The sequence below is a fragment of the Kitasatospora sp. NPDC023176 genome (assembly GCF_055560495.1).
This window is the reverse complement of the sequence record NZ_JBVHIP010000062.1, coordinates 1-18,322: the sequence shown is the minus strand read 5'-3', so window position 1 is coordinate 18,322 and position 18,322 is coordinate 1. Positions and strand designations below refer to the sequence as shown.

General features: G+C 74.5%; 18 protein-coding genes. 7 read left to right on the top strand and 11 right to left on the bottom strand.

The features are described 5' to 3' along the window. Positions 1–90 precede the first annotated feature (90 nt). The 3 genes from ACZ3YL_RS40930 to ACZ3YL_RS40920 all read right to left on the bottom strand — a co-directional run bounded on the left by ACZ3YL_RS40930 (position 91) and on the right by ACZ3YL_RS40920 (position 2,258). Positions 91–303, bottom strand: coding sequence for an MbtH family protein (locus ACZ3YL_RS40930; RefSeq protein ID WP_188308506.1), 213 nt, complete (start codon positions 301–303; stop codon positions 91–93). A 108-nt stretch (positions 304–411) separates the two neighbouring features. Continuing rightward, entirely contained in the window at positions 412–570 is a 159-nt protein-coding gene (locus tag ACZ3YL_RS40925; RefSeq protein ID WP_188308505.1) for a hypothetical protein, read from the bottom strand. Between the two features lie 338 nt (positions 571–908). Beyond that, on the bottom strand, positions 909–2,258 hold the full coding sequence (locus ACZ3YL_RS40920) for an IS256 family transposase (RefSeq protein WP_465662773.1): 1,350 nt from the start codon (positions 2,256–2,258) through the stop codon (positions 909–911). Between the two features lie 367 nt (positions 2,259–2,625). On the opposite strand from ACZ3YL_RS40920, the gene ACZ3YL_RS40915 reads away from it, so the two are divergent. The 3 genes from ACZ3YL_RS40915 to ACZ3YL_RS40905 all read left to right on the top strand — a co-directional run bounded on the left by ACZ3YL_RS40915 (position 2,626) and on the right by ACZ3YL_RS40905 (position 6,121). Next, a complete protein-coding gene (locus tag ACZ3YL_RS40915) occupies positions 2,626–3,612 on the top strand; it encodes a helix-turn-helix transcriptional regulator (protein ID WP_188304764.1) in 987 nt (328 codons plus the stop codon). A 313-nt stretch (positions 3,613–3,925) separates the two neighbouring features. Further along, positions 3,926–5,197, top strand: a complete 1,272-nt coding sequence (locus ACZ3YL_RS40910; protein WP_188304765.1) for an aminoglycoside phosphotransferase family protein — start codon at positions 3,926–3,928, stop codon at positions 5,195–5,197. 9 nt (positions 5,198–5,206) lie between these two features. Then, positions 5,207–6,121 carry a LysR family transcriptional regulator gene (locus ACZ3YL_RS40905; RefSeq protein WP_465662770.1) on the top strand — a complete coding sequence of 305 codons (915 nt, stop codon included), beginning with the start codon at positions 5,207–5,209 and terminating at the stop codon, positions 6,119–6,121. On the opposite strand, the gene ACZ3YL_RS40900 is transcribed toward ACZ3YL_RS40905, so the two are convergent. The 3 genes from ACZ3YL_RS40900 to ACZ3YL_RS40890 all read right to left on the bottom strand — a co-directional run bounded on the left by ACZ3YL_RS40900 (position 6,114) and on the right by ACZ3YL_RS40890 (position 9,020). Next, on the bottom strand, positions 6,114–7,313 hold the full coding sequence (locus tag ACZ3YL_RS40900) for an MFS transporter (RefSeq protein ID WP_465662768.1): 1,200 nt from the start codon (positions 7,311–7,313) through the stop codon (positions 6,114–6,116). The two genes, ACZ3YL_RS40905 and ACZ3YL_RS40900, sit on opposite strands and share 8 nt — an antisense overlap. Positions 7,314–7,464: 151 nt before the next feature. After that, on the bottom strand, positions 7,465–7,803 hold the full coding sequence (locus ACZ3YL_RS40895; RefSeq protein WP_465662766.1) for a ferredoxin: 339 nt from the start codon (positions 7,801–7,803) through the stop codon (positions 7,465–7,467). Continuing rightward, positions 7,800–9,020, bottom strand: coding sequence for a cytochrome P450 (locus ACZ3YL_RS40890; RefSeq protein WP_223242230.1), 1,221 nt, complete (start codon positions 9,018–9,020; stop codon positions 7,800–7,802). The genes ACZ3YL_RS40895 and ACZ3YL_RS40890 overlap by 4 nt, the downstream gene beginning before the upstream one ends. A gap of 671 nt (positions 9,021–9,691) precedes the next feature. On the opposite strand from ACZ3YL_RS40890, the gene ACZ3YL_RS40885 reads away from it, so the two are divergent. From ACZ3YL_RS40885 to ACZ3YL_RS40875, 3 genes are all read left to right on the top strand, one after another. Then, positions 9,692–10,777 (top strand): S-(hydroxymethyl)mycothiol dehydrogenase, encoded by a 1,086-nt coding sequence (locus tag ACZ3YL_RS40885; RefSeq protein ID WP_188304768.1) that lies wholly within the window; start codon positions 9,692–9,694, stop codon positions 10,775–10,777. Then, on the top strand, positions 10,774–11,403 hold the full coding sequence (locus ACZ3YL_RS40880; protein WP_188304769.1) for an MBL fold metallo-hydrolase: 630 nt from the start codon (positions 10,774–10,776) through the stop codon (positions 11,401–11,403). Before ACZ3YL_RS40885 ends, ACZ3YL_RS40880 begins: the two co-directional genes overlap by 4 nt. A gap of 78 nt (positions 11,404–11,481) precedes the next feature. Next, complete coding sequence (locus ACZ3YL_RS40875; RefSeq protein ID WP_188304770.1) at positions 11,482–11,883, top strand: pyridoxamine 5'-phosphate oxidase family protein; 402 nt, start codon at positions 11,482–11,484, stop codon at positions 11,881–11,883. A gap of 27 nt (positions 11,884–11,910) precedes the next feature. Here ACZ3YL_RS40875 and ACZ3YL_RS40870 read toward each other — a convergent pair whose 3' ends face one another. The 5 genes from ACZ3YL_RS40870 to ACZ3YL_RS40850 all read right to left on the bottom strand — a co-directional run bounded on the left by ACZ3YL_RS40870 (position 11,911) and on the right by ACZ3YL_RS40850 (position 16,847). Next, positions 11,911–12,315, bottom strand: a complete 405-nt coding sequence (locus ACZ3YL_RS40870; protein WP_188304771.1) for an SRPBCC family protein — start codon at positions 12,313–12,315, stop codon at positions 11,911–11,913. Continuing rightward, entirely contained in the window at positions 12,312–12,626 is a 315-nt protein-coding gene (locus tag ACZ3YL_RS40865; RefSeq protein ID WP_188304772.1) for a metalloregulator ArsR/SmtB family transcription factor, read from the bottom strand. Before ACZ3YL_RS40865 ends, ACZ3YL_RS40870 begins: the two co-directional genes overlap by 4 nt. A 236-nt stretch (positions 12,627–12,862) precedes the next feature. After that, positions 12,863–13,510 carry a 2'-5' RNA ligase family protein gene (locus ACZ3YL_RS40860; protein WP_188304773.1) on the bottom strand — a complete coding sequence of 216 codons (648 nt, stop codon included), beginning with the start codon at positions 13,508–13,510 and terminating at the stop codon, positions 12,863–12,865. Further along, positions 13,507–15,522 (bottom strand): ABC transporter ATP-binding protein, encoded by a 2,016-nt coding sequence (locus ACZ3YL_RS40855; protein ID WP_465662763.1) that lies wholly within the window; start codon positions 15,520–15,522, stop codon positions 13,507–13,509. The genes ACZ3YL_RS40860 and ACZ3YL_RS40855 overlap by 4 nt, the downstream gene beginning before the upstream one ends. Before the next feature lie 158 nt (positions 15,523–15,680). Beyond that, a complete protein-coding gene (locus ACZ3YL_RS40850) occupies positions 15,681–16,847 on the bottom strand; it encodes an alanine--tRNA ligase-related protein (RefSeq protein ID WP_188304775.1) in 1,167 nt (388 codons plus the stop codon). A gap of 443 nt (positions 16,848–17,290) precedes the next feature. Here ACZ3YL_RS40850 and ACZ3YL_RS40845 point away from each other — a divergent pair, with 443 nt between their 5' ends. Then, positions 17,291–18,202 (top strand): ROK family protein, encoded by a 912-nt coding sequence (locus tag ACZ3YL_RS40845; protein ID WP_465662777.1) that lies wholly within the window; start codon positions 17,291–17,293, stop codon positions 18,200–18,202. Positions 18,203–18,322 lie beyond the last annotated feature (120 nt).

Below are 18,322 nucleotides of genomic sequence, written 5' to 3'. Positions count from 1 at the left end.
TCCCCGGACATGTGACTGTCTCCCTCGTTGCTGCGTGACCGGTGGAGCGTGCGGTGGTGCGGTGTGGCGCGGTGGAGCGTGCTGCCGCGGTCAGCGGCCGGCCAGGTGGGCGATCAGGCTCTTCGGCCGCAGGTCCTGCCAGTGCTGCTCGACGTAGTCGACGCAGTCCTGGCGTCCGGCCGCGCCGAAGACCTGCTGCCAGCCGTCGGGCACCGGGCTGAAGACCGGCCACAGCGAGTGCTGGCCCTCGTCGTTGACCAGGACGAGGTAGTCGGCCTCGGGGTCCTCGAACGGGTTCGCCATCGTCGGTTTCCTCTCTGTTGGGAGAATTACGAGGAGGGGGGAATTTCGTCGCCGCGCGGTGAACGGACTACGTCGACATACGGTTCGGCGACTTCGGGCGCAGTACGGTCACGGACCCCAGCCGGAGTCGTCGCCGTGCATCGCGGAGGGCCCGGCGACGACCGTGGACGGGTAGGCTGCGGCATGGGTCTGGAGGCCGATGACGGCGACCAGCAGAACGGTGAGAATCCCCAGCATCTTGTGAATGCGAGCGGCAAGATTCGTCATGGCGAATTCCTCTTCCTGAGGCGGGCGGTGTGTGCGCTCCTCGCTGTGAATGAATCCTGCCGAGGCTCAAACTGGCGTGGAAGCTCTGGCCGTTATCGGGATCACGCAATGCGGGAACCGGAAGCGTGAACAGACTGTGTCAAAAACGGGCAGATCTGATGCAATGAGCACCTGGTTCTGTCAGATCAGTGGTGGGAGGACGGGCATGCGGAAGCCCCGTCCCCTGGCTGAAACCGTGTCCCGGTGGCCGGAACCCATCGACTCGACGGTCGAACGGCCCCCGGAGTCAGTGGAACAACTCCCGCATCAGTAGCGGAACTTGACGTTCGACATCGGCCTCAGTGCCCGGAGCCCCGGCGCAGTTCCTCCCGGACGGCCGGCCAGTCCCCCGCCCACGGCCGCCGGGCCCCGGCCGGTGACTCCAGGGCCAGGGTCGCCAGATAGACGCGTTTGAGCGCGGCCCGCTCGTCCCGCACCCGCCCCGCGGCCTGCTCGATCCGGCGCAGCCGCGCGTGCAGCCGCTCCAGCGCGCCCCCGCCCGCGAGCAGCCGCCGCGCCTCCGGACCGAACCGGAAGCCGGGCGCCAGCAGCGGCCAGGCCGCCCGCCACGCCCGGAACACCTCCCGGTGGCTCGGCCCCCACTCCCGCTCGGCCCGGCCCAGCCGCTCCAGCGCCGCGGACTCGGTGGGCGCCGTACAGATCTCGTGCAGGGCCCGGGCCAGCGCGCCCCAGTCCTCGCCCGGCGCGTGCCGCAGCGCGGCGGGCAGCAGATGGGCCACCGAGGTGTGCACCACGGTGCGCGGCCACCGCGCGGCCGCCGCCTCGGCCAGGCCCGCGCCGACGTCACCGACCAGCACCCAGACCTCGCGCACCCCGCGCTCGGCGAGTCCGGCCAGCACCTGCGGCCAGTGCTCCCCGTCCGTGGCCGGCCACAGGCCCAGCACCTCGCGCAGCCCGTCGGTGGACACCCCCAGCGCCAGGTGCACCAGCGGGCCGCCGGAACGCCCGCTGCGCACCGAGTCGAGGAACACCACCGGATAGACCGGGTCCAGCGGGCGCCCGCGCCGGTCGGCGAGTTCGTCCAGCACCTGGTCGGTGATCACCGAGACGGTCTCCCGGCTGAGTTCCACCCCGTACACCTCGGACAGGTGCGCCACCAACTCGCCCGAGCTGAGGCCGCGCGCGGTCAGCGAGACCACCAGCCGGTCGAGGCCGGGCAGCCGCCGCGCCCGGGGGCGGACCGTCCGGGGGGCGAAGCTGCCGTTCCGGTCGCGCGGCACCCGCACCTCGACCGGGCCGATCTCGGTGAGGAGCCGTCTGGCCCGGGCGCCGTTGGGGCCGTTGGGACTGTGAGGACTGCCGGGGCTGCCAGGGCCACCAGGGCTGCCAGGGCTGCCGGGGTTCCCAGGGCTGCCGGGGCTCCCAGGGCTGCCGGGGCTCCCAGGGCCACCGGGGCTCCCAGGGCCGCCGCGACCGTTGACGCCGGCCGGGTTGGTGCCGCCGGGCCCCGCGCCGCGCAGGTGCTCCTGCAGCTCGATCTCCAGCGCGCGCTCGATCAACTGCTTGGCCAGTGCCTGCAGCAGCCCGCCGTCACCGAGCAGGTGCACGGCGCCGGAGCCGACCTGCGCGGCCGCGGCCTCCGCGAGCTGCCGCACCAGCCGCTGGTCCACCAGCCCGGCCGGGTCCACGGGGGGAGGCGGATCGGGATCAGCTCGCAACAAGGGTGCCCTCCGTCCGTCGGCCGGCCCTCCGCCGACCGTTCGCTCCGGCCGCCCGGACGCGGCGACACGCGCAATGCGGCGGCCATCCGCCCGTTACCGCCGCCGGGTACGGTCGTCCTCGCCGTCAGCACCGCCGGACGCCGTTGTCGGGCATGCCCGGTTTCACCGTGAACCGCTGATTTCCGCGTCTTCAGCGCGTACACTCGCGGCTGTCGTGGCCCGGGGGGGATGCGTCCGAACGGCAGGCGAGCACCATCCTGCCCCTTCGGGTGCCTGGCTGTTGCCGGTGCGGGCATTCGTGAAAGCGCAATGCCGAAGCCGGAAGGATGCCCAGATGTGCGTATCCCAGGACACCAGCACGGAAAAGGGGACACCCCAACTGTGCGACCGCGGTGTGGAGTTCTACCGCACCGCCCTCGCCGAGGGCGGCGCCACCGCCGGACAGGCCCCCGAATGCCTGCTCAGCATGGGTCTGCTGCGCGCCCTGCCCGGCGTCGGGCAGCGGCTGGCCCCCGTCCCGCCCGACCTCGCGGTCACCGGCCTGACCAGGCCGCTCGAACTCGCCGTGCTCGCCCACCAGGAACAGCTCGCCGAGCTGCGCACCGCCTTCACCGCCGCCGAGCACGCCTACCAGGACGTGATGAGACAGGCCCAGCTCCCGATCCGCCTGCTGGCCGGCGAGGAGATCAACCCCGCCCTGGAGAAGGCCGTCGCCGCCTGCACCGAGGAACTGCGCACCGCCCAGCCCGGCGGCGGCCGCGGCGCCGACCAGCTCGCCGACGCCCTCCCGCGCGACCTCGCCCTCGCCGAACGCGGCGTCCGCCAACGCACCCTCTACCAGCACACCGTGCGCTCGCACGGCCCGACGCTCGCCTACATCGAACAGGTCAGCGCCCGGGGCGCCCAGGTGCGCACCCTCAACGAGGTCTTCGACCGGGTCATCATCTGCGACCGCTCCACCGCCTTCGTCCCGGCCGGCGCCGACCGCGAGGCCGCCGCGATGCTCATCCAGTTCCCGCCGCTGGTCGAGTACCTGCTCAAGATCTACCAACTGATGTGGGAACGCGCCGAGCCCGTCACCTACCTGGAGGGCCACCACCGGCCCCAGCTGCTCACCGACCGCACCCGGCAGAACGTCCTGCGGCTGATGGTCAACGGCTTCACCGACGAGGCCATCGCCTCCCGCCTCGGCATGAGCACCCGTACCGTCTCCAGCCACATCCAGAAGGCCAGCGAACTCCTCGGCAGCCGCAGCCGCGGCCACCTCGGCTACATCATCGCGCGCGAGGGCGTGCTGGACGAGCCGCTCGACGACCTCTGACGGCCGCTGGGCTCAACAGGTGCTCCCGGTCGAAGGCTTCGGGCAGCGCGCAGCCCCGCCGTGCGGGCACCGGAGAGGACCCGTCAGCGGGGGAGCGCCATGCCCTCCTGCGCCGCGGATCACCGCACCGCCCGCGAACCCGCTCCCGGCCTCGGCGGTCGGCCCGCCGCGGTCACCGCCGGGCCGGAAGCGGGTGGGCCGGAAGCGGGTGGGCAGCAGGCGCCGGGGCCGGTCCGCCCGGGCCCCGGCACATGGCCGGTCCCGCGCGGAAATCCGTTCGCGTGACCGGGGGTTGGTCGGCGAAGCTGCCCGGATGCAGCGAGCGAACAGCCGGACCGTGACCGTCGACCTCACCCACGGGGACGAGTACTTCGGGCAGTTGGGCCCGTTCGAGGCCGCCGTCGGGTGGTGGTCCTCGGTGGACGGGGTCGTCGCCCGGGCGACCGAACTGGCCGGCGTGCCGGTGCTGGTGGTCCGGCTGATGGACGGCCACAGCGACGACCCCGGCCACGGCGGCCGGGTCCGCTACCACGCCGAGGCGCTCCGCCGGCCGACCGCCCTCCCATCCCGCCCGCTGGAGGGCGAGCTGGGTACCGACGACGCCCGGCGCGCCGCCTGGGCCACCCCCGAGGGCCTGCGCGCGGCGCTGACCTGGGCCGAGGAAGAGCTCACCGCTCTCGGCCGTCCCGTCGGCGCCGCCGCGCGGCAGATCCGGACCTGGAACCTCTCGGGTCTATTCCGCCTCCCCACCGCCACCGGCCCCGACGCCTGGCTGAAGACCACCAGCCCGCGCTTCAACGCCCCCGAGGGGGAGGTCATCGCGCTGCTCGGCGGCGTCGACCCCTCGCTCGTACCGACCGTCCTCGCCGCCGACCCGGCCGCCGGGCGGCTGCTGCTCGACCACATCCCCGGCGAGGACTGCTGGAGCCCGAGCGAGGAGACCGTCGCCGACGTCGTCCCGCGCTTCGTCGCCGCCCAGGCCGCCCTCGCCCAGCACCCCGGCGCCCTCGCCGGCTTGCGCGACCGCACACCCGCCGCCCTGCGCAGCCGGCTGTCGGCCCTGCTGGACCGGCTCCCCGCCGAGACCGACCTGACGGTGGAGGAACGCGACCGGCTACGGGAGTTCGCCGCCGGCCTGCCCACGCTGCTGCACGAACTGGCCGCCTGCGGACTCCCCACGACACTGCTGCACGGCGACTTCCACCCCGGCAACTGGCGCACCGGTGACGGCAGCCCGGTCGTCGTCGACTACGCCGACGCCTGCCTCGGCCACCCCGCCCAGGACGGCCTGCGCCCTCGCGCCTACCTCACCCCGGCGGCCTGGCAGCACTACACCGAGGTCTGGACGGCCGCCTGGCGCCGGCACGCCCCCGGCTCGGACCCGCAGCGCGCCCTCGAACTCGCCGAACCGCTCCACCACCTGTTCTACGCGCTGCGCTACCAGGAGTTCCTGGACCACATCGAACCCAGCGAACGTCCCTACCACGAGGGCGATCCGGCCGCCGAACTGCGCGCCGCCCTCGGCTGCGGCCGTCCGGCCGAAGGGCCCGGAGGCGTACCGGCCGCCGCCCCCGTCGGGCCCTAGACTGCCCTGGTGGAACGTACGCCCCCGAACCCGGCGCCCTCGGTGCTGCCGGAGTTGCCGTTGCAGGAGCTGGAGTGCTTCGCCGTGCTGGTGCACCAGTTGCACTTCGGGCGGACGGCGGAGCTGCTCGGTGTCTCGCAGGGGCGGGTGTCGCAGCTGATCAAGCGGCTGGAGGGCCGGGTCGGTGCGCCGGTGTTCGAACGGACCAGCCGACGGGTGGAGTTGACCGACCTGGGCCGCACGCTGGCCGAGCGGGTTGTGCCCGCCTTCGCCCGGCTGCGGGAGGGGTACGAGGACGCCCGGGCGCGGGCAGCGGCCGCCGGCCGGTCGCTGCGGCTCGGGTTCCAGTGCGCGGTGTACGAGCCGGTGGCGCGGGCCGTCGGGGGGCTGCCGGAGGGCGCGACGCAGTTGGTGGAACTGCCCTGGGGGGATCCGTTCTCGCAGCTCACCGGGGGCGGGGTCGACCTGGCGATCGTGCTGGGGCCGTGCCGGGAGCCGGAGTTGGAGGTGCTGCTGGAGTTCTCCCGGCAGCCGGTGTTCGTGGCGGTGGCCGCCGCGGCGCGGCCGGCCGGGGCGGACGCCGTCTCGGCGGAGGAGCTGGCCGCGCTGCCGCTGATCGAGCCGCGCGGCCCGGCACCCGAGTACTGGCGGTCGGCCAATGCTCCGCGCCGGACGCCGAGCGGCCGGGAGCTGGCCTACCCGGCGGGCGCCGCCACCATGCAGGAGGGGCTCTCGATGGTGGCCAGCACCCGCCGGGGGATGCTGTTGTGCGAGGCCAGCACCCGCTACGTCCCCCGGCCGGAAATCCGCTACCTGCCGGTGCCGGAGCTGGCACCGAGCACGCTGCAGGTGGTGCAGCACGGGCGGCGGCCGCACCGGCTGGCCGGCCGGCTGGTGGAGCTGCTGCGGGCGAAGGTCAGCTGACGGCGTCGCCGCGCGGGCGGGTGAGGACAGCGGTCAGCAGTCCGGCGGCGGTCAGTGCGGCCGCGGTGTACAGCACGGCGTGGTTCCCGGCCCGGTCGACCACCACCCCGCCGGCCAGCGACCCGAGCGCGATGCTCGCGTTGAACACGCCCGCCCAGACGGCCGCCGAGGCCTCGATCCGGTCCGGGTCGGCGGTGCGGAACCAGGTCTGGGTGGAGACCGACACCCCGCCGTACGAGGCGCCCCAGACGACCAGGGCGAGCAGCACGGTGGTGACGCGGCCGGTGGCGGACGGCAGCAGGGCGGCGGCCAGGGAGACGCCGGAGAGGGCGAGGGTGACGGCGGCCCTGGGGCGGCGGCCGGCCAGCGGGCCGAGGGTGAAGTTCCCGGCGACGCCCGCCAGTCCGTACACCAGCAGGCAGCTCGCGAGGACGCCGCTGCTGAGGCCGGCGTCGGTTTCGAGGACCGGGCGGACGTAGGTGTAGCCGGCGAAGTGGCCGAGGACGACGAACGCGGTGATGGCGGTGCCGGCGGCGACGCCCCGGTTGCGCAGGGCGTCGGTGAGGCCGCCCAGCCGGCCGCGTTCGGCGACCGGCAGAGCGGGGAGGGCGGCGGCGAGCACGGCGGCGGAGAGGGCTCCGAGCAGGGCGAGCGCCCAGAACGCGGCGCGCCAGTCGAGCAGCGCGGCGAGGTAGGTGCCGAGCGGGACGCCGAGCACCGAGGCGATCGAGACGCCGGAGAAGATCAGCGTCATGGCGAGCGCAAGGCGTGGCCCGTCGGCGAGGCGCGGTCCGAGGCTCGCGGCGAGGCCCCAGACGATGCCCATGGCGGCGCCGAGCAGGACCCGGCCGAGGGCCAGGACGAGGAAGTCCGGTGCGAGGGCGCTGATCGCGTTGGCCAGGCCGAGCAGCAGCATGAAGGCGATCAGGACGCTCCTGCGGTCGCGGCGCCCGACGAGTACCGGGGTGAAGGGGGAGAGGGCGGCGGCGATCAGGCCGGTGACGGTGAGGGAGAGGCCGGTGGTGCCGTCGGAGACGCCGAGGCTGCGGGACATCGGGGTGAGCAGGCCGACCGGCATCATCTCCGAGGACACCAGGGTGAAGGTGGCCAGGGCGACGGCGAGGACCGGTGTCCAGCGGTGGGCGGTGGGTGGGGCGGGCGTCGGGGGTGCGAGGGCTTCCGCGTTCGTCATACGGCCAGCTCACCAGCCGGCGGAAGGGCCCGACAAGATCGAATAGCTCATCGACCGATTAGCCCGGCTCATTGATCGGTGTGGTTCGTCGAGACCGCCCCGGTGTCGTCCCCCCCGCGACTGCGGGGGTGGACGGCACCGGGGCGGACCGTCACTCCGCCGGAGCGATCCGGTACCCGCCGCGCGCCGAGTGGAGGACCAGCGCCTCGACCGGGCAGAACTCCACGGCCTCGGCCAGTCCGTCCGTCAACTCCGCACCGCCGTCTACGTATTCGGCCACCGGCTGGGCCAGCCCGTCGGCGCCGAGGGTCAGCGATTCGGGGGCGCTGAGGGCGCACATCCCGGAGCCGATGCAGCGGTCCCGGTCGACCCGGACCACCACCGCATCGGCGGTGTCGGCGCCCGCCCCGGCGGTGTCGGTCCCCGCCTCGGCGGAGCCCGTGAGACCGGCGGGGCCGGGCGAGCCGGTGGCCTCCGAGGAGCCCGTCACCAGCTGACCCGCAGCGTGTCGGGGCTGCGGGTCAGCAGCCCGCGCCGCCAGTCGATGTCCGCGACCGGTTCGGCCATCCGCAGCGAGGGCAGCCGCCGGGCCAGCCGGTGCAGGGCGAGCTCCAGCTCCATCCGGGCCAGCCAGGCGCCCAGGCAGTGGTGCGGTCCGGCGCCGAAGGTGAGCATCGGCGCGGCCAGCGGGGAGAACAGCTCAGTGCGCAGGTCCCCGGTGAAGACCTCCGGGTCATGGTTGGCGGAGCCGGTGTCGGCGGCGACGACGCTGCCGGCCGGGATGACCACCCCGCCGATCTCCACGTCCTCCACCGTGCGGCGCAGCAGTCCGGGCATGTGGTCGGCGGCGTCGCCGAGCGGTACCGCGCGCAGGATCTGCTCGGTCGCGGCGGCGGCGCTGGCCTCGTCGGAGGCGAGCCGCTGCCAGGCGTCCTGGCCGTCCTGGAGCAGGTAGACCAGGGCGTTGCCGAGGCTGGTCATGGTGGTCTCGTGGCCGGCCACCACCAGGCCGATGACCAGGGCGATCAGCTGCCCCTCGGTGATCGAGCCGTCCTCGTCGGCGGCCGCGAGCAGGCTGCTGACCAGGTCCTCGCCCGGTTCGGCGCGGCGCTCGGCGATCACCTCGGCGCCGAAGGCGGCGAACTCGGTCATCGCGGTGACGATCGCCTCGGCGCTGTAGGCGGTGGTGGAGAGCGCGTGGTCGCTCCAGTGCGCGAGCCGCTTGCCGTCCAGGTTGTCCAGGCCCATCAGACGGCTGATCACCGCGACCGGCAGCGGCCGGGTGTAGCCGGCGACGATGTCGACGGGGGAGCCCCGGTCGATCAGCTCGTCGATCAGCGACTCGATCACCGAGGCCACCCAGGGCTTCCAGCGGGCGATCGCGCGCGGGGTGAACGCCCGCTGCACCGTGCGGCGCAGCCGCTGGTGTTCGGTGCCGTCGATGTTCAGCATGCTCTGCGGGTCGTCCAGGATGTTCGGCGTGACCATCAGCGGCGGCGCGTCCGGCGCGTAGAGCGGGGCACGGCCCAGGCGCGGGTCGGTCAGCACCTGCCGGACGTCGGCGTGCCGGCTGACCAGCCAGACGGGGGTGCCGGTGGGCAGCGCGGCGAGCCGGGGCGGGCCGGGTTCGAGGTGGCGCAGGCAGTGCATCGGGGGGAGCGGGGCGGTGCCGGTGCCGGCACCGGTCGCACTGTTCTCGGTGGACATCCGTACTCCAGACTCCAGGGCGGGGACCGCGTGGTGCGGCCCGACGGGGGGTGGATCCGGGGTTGGTGCGGGGACGGGCGGTTCGGCCGGGGCGGCTCGACTCGGGGCCGGCGGTGCGGTGGTTCCGGGTGCGTGGGTGGGCCGGGGGTGCGGGTGGGACCGGGGACGCCGCCCGTGCGGGGCGCGGGCCCGTGCGCGGGACGGCGCGAAACGTGCGGGAGCGCACGGTCGGTACGCGCCCGGCACGGGCGGCGCGCGGTGGCTTGCCGTCAGGTGGGGCGGGTGTGCTGAGCGTGGTCGCGTGGACCGTCTCTGCTACGACCGTACGTGGACGGCGGGGTGCCCGTCTGCGGCACTTCCAGCCAACGGTGGCGCTTTCCGGGCAGTTCGTTGCACGCTGACGGGCGCTCAACACCACCCGAGCGCCCCCCGTACGGGACCGCGCCGGGCCAGACCCGATCCTGTCCGGGGCCGCCCCGCCCCACCCGGCCCGCGCCGCCGCTCGACCGGGCGGGCGTTACCCTTCGTAGGCACTCCTTCGGTCGTGCCTCCCGTGCCCTGGCGCCGCGGCCCCGGCAAGGATCCACGAGACAGGCCCTAGAGTTCTCCCGCAGTCGTTTGTCGCAGGTCACGCCGGTGCGAAGGCGCACCGGCCGACGGAGGTGGATCGGATGGCCCAGCAGGTCAAGGCAGTCATCGCGCGTGCCAAGGGCGCGCCCGTGGAGGTGACCACGATCGTGGTGCCGGACCCGGGGCCGGGCGAGGCGGTGGTCCGGATCCAGGCGTGCGGCGTCTGCCACACCGACCTCCACTACCGCGAGGGCGGTATCAACGACGAGTTCCCGTTCCTGCTCGGCCACGAGGCCGCGGGCATCGTGGAGTCGGTCGGCGAGGGTGTCACCGAGGTCGAGCCGGGCGACTTCGTCGTCCTCAACTGGCGCGCGGTGTGCGGTCAGTGCCGCGCCTGCAAGCGCGGCCGCGCGCAGTACTGCTTCAACACCCACAACGCCGAGCAGAAGATGACGCTGCTGGACGGCACCGAGCTGTCCCCGGCCCTGGGCATCGGCGCCTTCGCCGAGAAGACCCTGGTCGCGGCCGGCCAGTGCACCAAGGTCGACCCGGCGGCCGAGCCGGCCGTCGCCGGCCTGCTGGGCTGCGGGGTGATGGCGGGCCTCGGTGCGGCGATCAACACCGGCAACGTCGGCCGCGGTGACACCGTCGCGGTGATCGGCTGCGGCGGTGTCGGCGGGGCGGCCGTGATGGGCTCCCGGCTGGCGGGCGCGTCGAAGATCATCGCGGTGGACATCGACGACCGCAAGCTGGAGACGGCCCGTACCCTCGGCGCCACCCACACCGTCAACTCCCGCACCACCGACCCGGTCGAGGCGATCCGCGAGCTGACCGGCGGCAACGGCGCGGACGTCGTGGTGGAGGCCGTCGGCCGCCCCGAGACGTACAAGCAGGCCTTCTACGCCCGGGACCTCGCGGGCACCGTCGTCCTGGTCGGCGTGCCGACCCCGGAGATGACCCTGGAACTGCCGCTGCTGGACGTCTTCGGCCGCGGCGGCGCCCTGAAGTCCTCCTGGTACGGCGACTGCCTGCCCTCCCGGGACTTCCCGATGCTGATCGACCTCTACCTCCAGAACCGCCTGGACCTGCGGGCCTTCGTCACCGAGACGATCGAGCTCGACGCCGTCGAGCAGGCCTTCGAGCGCATGCACCACGGCGACGTCCTCCGCTCGGTGGTGATCCTGTGACCGCGCGCATCGACCGGCTGGTCACCGCCGGGACGTTCGAACTCGACGGCGGCAGCTGGGAGGTGGAGAACAACGTCTGGATCGTCGGCGACGACGAGGAGGCGGTGGTGATCGACGCCGCCCACGACGCCGAGGCCATCGAGGCCGCGCTCGGCGGGCGCCGGCTGCTGGCGATCGTCTCCACCCACGCGCACAACGACCACATCGACGCCGCCCCGGCCCTGGCCGAGCGCACCGGCGCGCCGATCCTGCTGCACCCGGACGACCTCCCATTGTGGAAGCTCACCCACCCCGAGCGGCTTCCGGACGGCGAACTCGCCGACGGGCAGCGGATCGTGGTGGCCGGCACCGAACTGACGGTGCTGCACACCCCGGGCCACGCGCCCGGCGCGGTCTGCCTGTACGCGCCCGGACTCGGCACCGTCTTCACCGGCGACACCCTGTTCCACGGCGGCCCGGGCGCGACCGGACGCTCCTTCTCGCACTTCCCGACCATCATCGAGTCGATCCGCGAGCGGCTGCTCTCCCTCCCGGCCGACACCGTGGTGCGCACCGGTCACGGCGACCCGACCACCATCGGCGCCGAGGCCCCGGCCCTGCCGGAGTGGATCGCCCGCGGCCACTGAGGCCGTGACGTCTGCTGAGGCGGTGGCAGTACGGCCCCCGGGAGTCGAACGGTCTCCGGGGGCCGTACGATCGCGATCATGGCCCATGACCCGCGCGATCTCGACGACGCCTTCCTCGCCTTCTGGCGCGAGCGGCACATCTCCACCCTGACCACCACCCGCCCCGACGGCACGCCGCACGTGGTGCCGGTCGGTGTGACCTTCGATCCGGTGACGGGCCTCGCCCGGGTGATCACCAGCCGCACCAGCCGCAAGGCCCGCAACGTGGCGGCGGCCGGACCGCAGGGACTGCGGGTCGCGGTCTGCCAGGTCGACCGGGCCCGCTGGTCCACCCTGGAGGGCGTCGCGGTGCTGCGGGACGCGCCCGAGCAGGTCGCCGACGCCGAGCGGCGCTACGCCGAGCGCTACCGCCCGCCCCGGGAGAACCCGGACCGGGTGGTCATCGAGATCACCGTCGAGCAGGTCCTCGGCCGGGCCTGAGCGCCGTCGGGCCGCTCTCGTCGTCAGTCACTCCGCCAGCGCGGGGGCGATCCGGCGCAGCACCGACGGCCATCCGCGCCCCATGCCCTGGTGGGCCTGCCGGCCCATCGGGGTGTCCAGGTCGAACCCCGCGTGCTCCAGCAGCAGCCGTGTGCCGTGCCCCTCGGGCACCAGCCGCCAGGTGACGGTGGTGTCCAGCGAGCCCGCGCCGAAGGCGTACCGCAGCAGCCGTTCGACCTCCACCTCGACCACCTCGCAGGGCTGCTGCCCCCACGGCCCCATGTCCAGGGTGAACCGGTGCCCCACCACCGCCCTCACGTCCCCGGCGGCCCACCACCGGGCGTGCAGCTCCGGATCGGTCAGCGCCGCCCACACCCGCGCGGGCGGGTGCGGCAGGAACTCGTCGCAGTGGATCGCGGCCTTCTCGGTCATGAACTCTCCTCGTCCAGGAGCTCGCGCAACGAACGCATCCGCGCCCGCCAGTAGTGCTCGAAGGGGTGCAGCCACTGCCCGACCTCGGCCAGCGGCGCGGCTTCCAGGTGGTAGTAGCGGTGCCGCCCCCTCGGCTCCTCGCGCACCAGCCGGGCGTTCCGCAGCACCGCCAGGTGCTCGGACACGGCCGGCCGGCTGAGCTCGAACTCCCCGGCCAGCTCCCCGGCCGCCCGCGGCCCCGCCCGCAGGCTCTCCAGCAGCCTCCGCCGTACGGGGTTGGCCAGCGCGCTGAACACATCGACATCCGCCATGCCCCCACCATGCGTCGGAGACTTCCGACATGTCAACGTCTTCCGACGCATGGAAGCGCGCCGGCCCCCTGCGGAAGCTCGACCGGGCGGGGGCGGTCGAACGGATCCATCGGTCTGACGTGTCGTCAACTTCTCTATGTGGCAGCTGGTTGTCCCAGGTGCAGGCCCGCGAGCCGGCCCCGCGCCCACCCCTCGGCGGCACGGGCCGGCGACGCGTCCCCGACGGTCCGGGGCGCTCACGCGTCGAGGCGAATGGTGGCGAGGGTGTCCCAGTCGAGCTGCCAGACGGGGAGCTCGGTGCCGGGGGCGGGAGCGCGCCGCCAGTGGACCTCGTTGAGGATGATGCGGCGCACGGTGAACGGGGCGTGGCCGGGGCGGACGCGGTGGATGGTCTGGGCGAGTTCGTCGGTGTCGGCGTCGGCGGTCGCGTAGCCGGCGGTGGTGTGGAGGACGCCGAGCGGGTAGTCGGTGGAGTCGGGGCCGAAGACGTGGTGGACGGCGGTGCGGACGCGCCGTTGGAGGGCGGCGAGGGCGTGGTCGGGGTGGAGGTCGAGCCGGACGCCGGTGCGGTAGGCGATCGGTGAGCCGGCCTGGAGCCGGATCGGTCCGGTGCCGGCGACGGCGGTGCGCAGCCGGTCGGCGAGGCGGCGGTGCTCGGCCGGGCCGATGGTGTCCGCCGGGGTGGAGGTGATCATGTCGAGGGTGATGTGGGTGCGGTCGTCGGGCACGGGCAGCACGGGGTAGCCGGTCAGGGCCTTGCGGAGGTCGGTGAGCAGGGTGTGCAGGGCCGAGCCGGCCGGCAGGTCGGGCAGGGCGTAGACCTGGAGGACGCGCAGGCCGTCGGGCCAGGGGGTGCGGCCGAAGGTGGGGTGGAAGGCCTTCATCTCGTCTCCTCGTCGTCGGGGGTGGCGGTGGCCTGGTGGGGGAGGTGGGGGCCGATGCCGTACTGGGCGGCCTGCAGCCGGTAGGCCTCGCGGTAGTCGGTGGGCCGGGCCATCAGTTCGGAGTGGGTGCCCTGTTCGGTGAGGCGGCCGTGGTGCAGGACGTAGATCCGGTCGGCCCGGGCGGTGGCCGCGAGGCGGTGGGTGATCAGGACGATGCTGACGCCGAGTTCGGTGAGGCCGCGGATCTTCTCGAAGGCCTGGATCTCGGCCTTGGCGTCCATCGCGCTGGTCGGCTCGTCGACCACGACCAGGTGCGGCAGCCGGCCGTCCGGCCCGGGGGTGGTGACGCGGTGGCGGAGCCGGGCGAGGGCGACCCGCTGCCACTGGCCGCCGGAGATGCCGACGCCGCCCTCGAAGCCCTTGGCGAGCAGGGTGTCCCAGCCGCGGTGGAGTTCGGCGAGCACCGGGTCCAGTTCGGCGTAGTCGGCGGCGGCCTCCAACGTGGCCTGCCCGGCCGGAACTTCGGGGCGGCCGAGGAGCAGGTTGGCGCGCAGGGTGAAGGCCCAGCGCTGGAAGTTCTGGGCCAGCAGGGCGATGCCGGCGAACAGCTGGACCCGGTCGGCGCCCGCGGTGTCGACGCCGTCCCAGCGGATGCGGCCCTGGTCGGGCCGGTAGACGCCGCACAGCAGGTGGGCGAGGGTGGACTTGCCGGAGCCGTTCTCGCCGACCAGGGCGATGACCTCGCCGCGGCGGATGGTCAGGCTGACCTTGTCGAGCGCGGGCGCGTCCCGGCCGGGGTAGGTGAAGGAGACGTCCTCGACGCTGATCTCCTCGGGGTGTTCGGGCAGCGGTGTGCCGCCGACCGGGATGCTGTGGCGGTGCCCGTCGCGGCGCAGCCGGTCCAGGTCGGCGACGAACAGGCTCTCCTCGTACAGGCTGTTGACCTGTGAGACCAGGCCGCCGATCGACGCCGAGCCGGTCCGGATGGCGACCACGGCGGTGCCGGCCACGGCCAGCGGCATCGAGCCGGAGTCGACCAGCCAGCCCAGGACGGCGAACGCCCCGGTGGTGGCGAGGCCGGCCAGCGCGGAGGCCAACAGGTCGGTGCGGGCCTTCGCCCCGGCGAGCCTGACCTGTTCGCGTTCGGCGGCGCGGGCCATCTGCTCGTAGTGCGCCAGCAGGAACGGCCCGCAGGCGTGCACCCGCACCTCGGCGGCCGACCACGGCCGGATCAGCATGTCCGCGAGCAGCCCGCTGGCCCGGTTGTGCTGGAGCATCGCCTGGGTGGACAGGTAACGGCGGCGGGCGGTGCGGACCGCGCCCCAGCCGCGCGGGGCGGTGATGAGCAGCAGCATCGGCAGCAGCGCGGGGTGCAGGACGGAGAGCACCCCGGCGGCCGAGACCAGCGCGAAGCCGGCGGTGAGGACGGCGGTGGCCTGGCCGATGATGCGCTGGAGCGAGGCGGCGCCCCAGCGGGCGGAGTCGACCTCGGCGAGGAACTCCGGGTCCTCGATCGCGGCCAGCTCGGAGCGCGAGACGATCTCCAGGAAGTCCACGGTGGCCTGGCGGAACACGGCCGGTTCGAGCCGGCCGGAGGCGCGTTCGGACCCGGCGGCGAGCACGGCCGACAGTGCGTAGACGGCGCCGACGGTCGCGATCGCCGGGAGGGCCGCGTGCAGGACGGTCGTCACCTCGCCCGGGGTGAGCAGACGCCCGAGGGCCTGGTTGGTGGCGATCAGGGCCACGGCCGCGGCGACGCCGCGCAGCAGCTCGGCCGTCACCAGGGTCACCAGCGCGGTGCGGTCGGTGGCCCAGGCCATCCGCCCGGCCAGGCGCAGGAAGTGGGGCATCTGGCGGGCGACCGTCCAGAACGTCACCTTGGTGCCGGCGAACTCGTGCCTGGCCCAGCCGAAGTCGTAGCGCATCGGGCCGCCGAAGAGGAGTCGCTCGCTCTCGGAGACCGCCCGGGCCGGGGGGCCGTCCGTCCTCGTCCTGGTGCGGGGTGGGGTCATGGGGCTCCTGCCGTCGGGGGCGGTGTCCGGCGCCGGCGCGGGCCGGCCGGACGTCACGGACGCGTCGAAGGGCAGTGTCCGTGAAGCCCGGGCGGGCCGTGCCGGTTCCGGCCGGGATCAGCCGAACGGGTGAGTCGGGGCGGGCGGCGCCGCGGCCGTCACCGGGAGCGCAGGTCGAGGACGAGGTCGCGCGGCAGCCCGTGGGTGTCGTGGAGGTAGTGGAGGTCGTCCTCGCCGAGCGGGCCGCGGAAGCGGGGGCGGGAGAGGAGCCGCCGGCCGCGGTCCAGGAGGCGGTCGAAGCGGCGCTCCTCGTCCAGCAGGACCTGACGGACCGTCTCCGTGGGCACGTCCTGGCGGAAGCGGTCCAGGGTGTGCCGGACCAGTTCGTCCGGCAGGTCGCCGAGGCCGCGCCGGGGGTCGTCGCGGCGCAGCACGGTGAGCACCCGGCGCACCAGGCGGCGGAGCACGTAGCCGCGGCCGGTGGTGGACGGGCGGACGCCGTCGCCGATGACGACCACGGACGAGCGCAGGTGGTCGCCGACCAGGCGCAGGGACGGCTCGTCCAGCCGCCACAGGGGCGGCAGCAGGCGGCGCCAGGGGTCGAAGACGTCGCACTCGAAGACCGAGGACCGGCCCTGGAGCAGTGAGGAGAGCCGTTCCAGGCCGAGCCCGGTGTCGACGTTGCGCTGGGGGAGCGGGACGAGCGAGCCGTCGTCGAGCCGCCGGTGACGCATCATCACGTGGTTCCACACCTCGACCCAGCGGTCGTCCCGGGTGGGGGTCGACTCCGGCGGGGTGTCGCCGGTCCACAGGAAGATCTCCGAGTCGGGGCCGCACGGGCCGGTCGGCCCGTTGGACCACCAGTTGTCCTCGACGGTGAGCTCGACCGGGACCCCGCGGTCCTGCCACAGCTCCAGCGAGCCGGTGTCCGGGCCGACCCGGTCGTCGCCGCCGAACACGGTGACGTGCAGCCGGCCCGGATCGACGCCGAAGCCGTCGGTGAGCAGCCCGTAGCCCCAGTCGAGGCTCTGCGGGCCCTCGTAGTCGCCGAGGGACCAGCTGCCGAGCATCTCGAAGACGGTGAGGTGGGTGCGGTCGCCGACCTCGTCCAGGTCGGTGGTGCGCAGGCAGCGCTGGAGGTTGACCAGCCGCCGGCCGAGCGGGTGCGGGCGCCCCTCCAGGTAGGGGGTGAGGGGGTGCATGCCGGAGGTGGTGAACAGCACCTGGTCCCCGGGCGGGGGCAGCAGGGTGGAGCCGGTGATCCGGCGGTGGCCGCGCTCCTCGAAGTACTCGGTGAAGACGCGGACGAGCTGGTCGGTGTCCATGGCGGTGGCTCCTCGGGGGCCGGAGGGAGGCGCCGGAGAACGGGACCGCGCGATCGTCGGGCCGAGGAGGGAACACCTCGGAGCCACCACCGGCGGACCGTTTCCGGTCGCCGGGGGGAGGGGGTACGTCAGGCGGCGGCAACCGGCGAGCTGGTCGCTCGCGCGGCTGCGGTGGTGCTTCGGTCCATGACGTCCATGCCCCCGAGGGTAACGCCGGGGGTACGGGCCGGGCCAGCCGTTTTACGGTGGCCGGCCGGGCGCCCGCCACGGAGGGGGAACCGCGGGCCGCTCTTGACCGGTCGAACAGTGGCAGGATGGCTTGACTCGGGCAGGGGGCGGCCCTACGTTCGACCCGTTCTGATTGACCGGTCAAATCCAGGAGTGTCCATGTGCCCCGCCAGGACGTCGAGTTGCCCACGGAGGGGCGCGCGGTGACCGGGACGATGACCGCCATCGCCCTCGACGTCGGCGGCACCTTCATCAAGGGCGGCGCCACGGGCGAGGACGGCGTCCTGCGGGAGAGCACCCACTGGCCCACCGGCGCCGAGCGCGGCCCGGCCGCCGTGCTGGCGGCGGTGCTGACGGCGGCCCGGGAACTGGTGCACCGGCACCGTCCGGCCGCGGCCGGGATCGCGGTGCCGGGCATCGTCGACGACTCCTCGGGCACCGTGCTCCTCGCGGCCAACCTCGGCTGGCGCGGGCTGCCCCTGCGCGAGCGGCTCACCGAGGAGCTGGGCCTCCCGGTGGCGCTCGGCCACGACGTGCGGGCCGGCGGTCTCGCCGAGGCCCGGCTCGGCGCCGGCCGCGGCAGCCGGGACTTCCTGTTCGTCCCGGTCGGCACCGGTGTCGCCGCGGCGCTGATGTCCGACGGGCGCGCGGTGACCGGCAGCCACGCCCGGGCCGGGGAGCTCGGCCACCTGGTGGTCCGGCCCGGCGGGGAGCCCTGCCCCTGCGGCGGCCTGGGCTGCCTGGAGACCGTCGCCTCCGCGGCCGCCGTCGCCCGCCGCTACGCCGCCGCCACCGGGGAGCGCGGCGCCACCGCCGAGGACGTCGGCCGGCGCGCCGCCGCCGGGGAGCGGGCCGCCGGGGCGGTCTGGGACGAGGCCGTCGCGGCGCTGGCGGACGGGCTGGCCGCCACGATCACCCTGCTCGACCCCGAGCGGATCGTGATCGGCGGCGGCCTCGCCCGGGCCGGCGAGGCCTATGTGGCGCCGCTGCGTGCGGCGGTCGCCGAACGGCTCGGCTTCCAGACACTGCCGGAGATCGTCCCGGCCGAACTCGGCCACCGGGCCGGCTGCCAGGGTGCGGCGCTGCTCGCCCACGACCTGCTGGGGTGTCCGGTCAGGCGGACTTGACGGTGGGGAACCTGTCGCCGCCGAGGACCCAGCGGCCCTGGCGCATCACGGCGACCAGGTCGTAGGTGGTGGAGTCGACCACGACCAGGTCGGCGAGCTTGCCGGTCTCCAGCGAGCCGG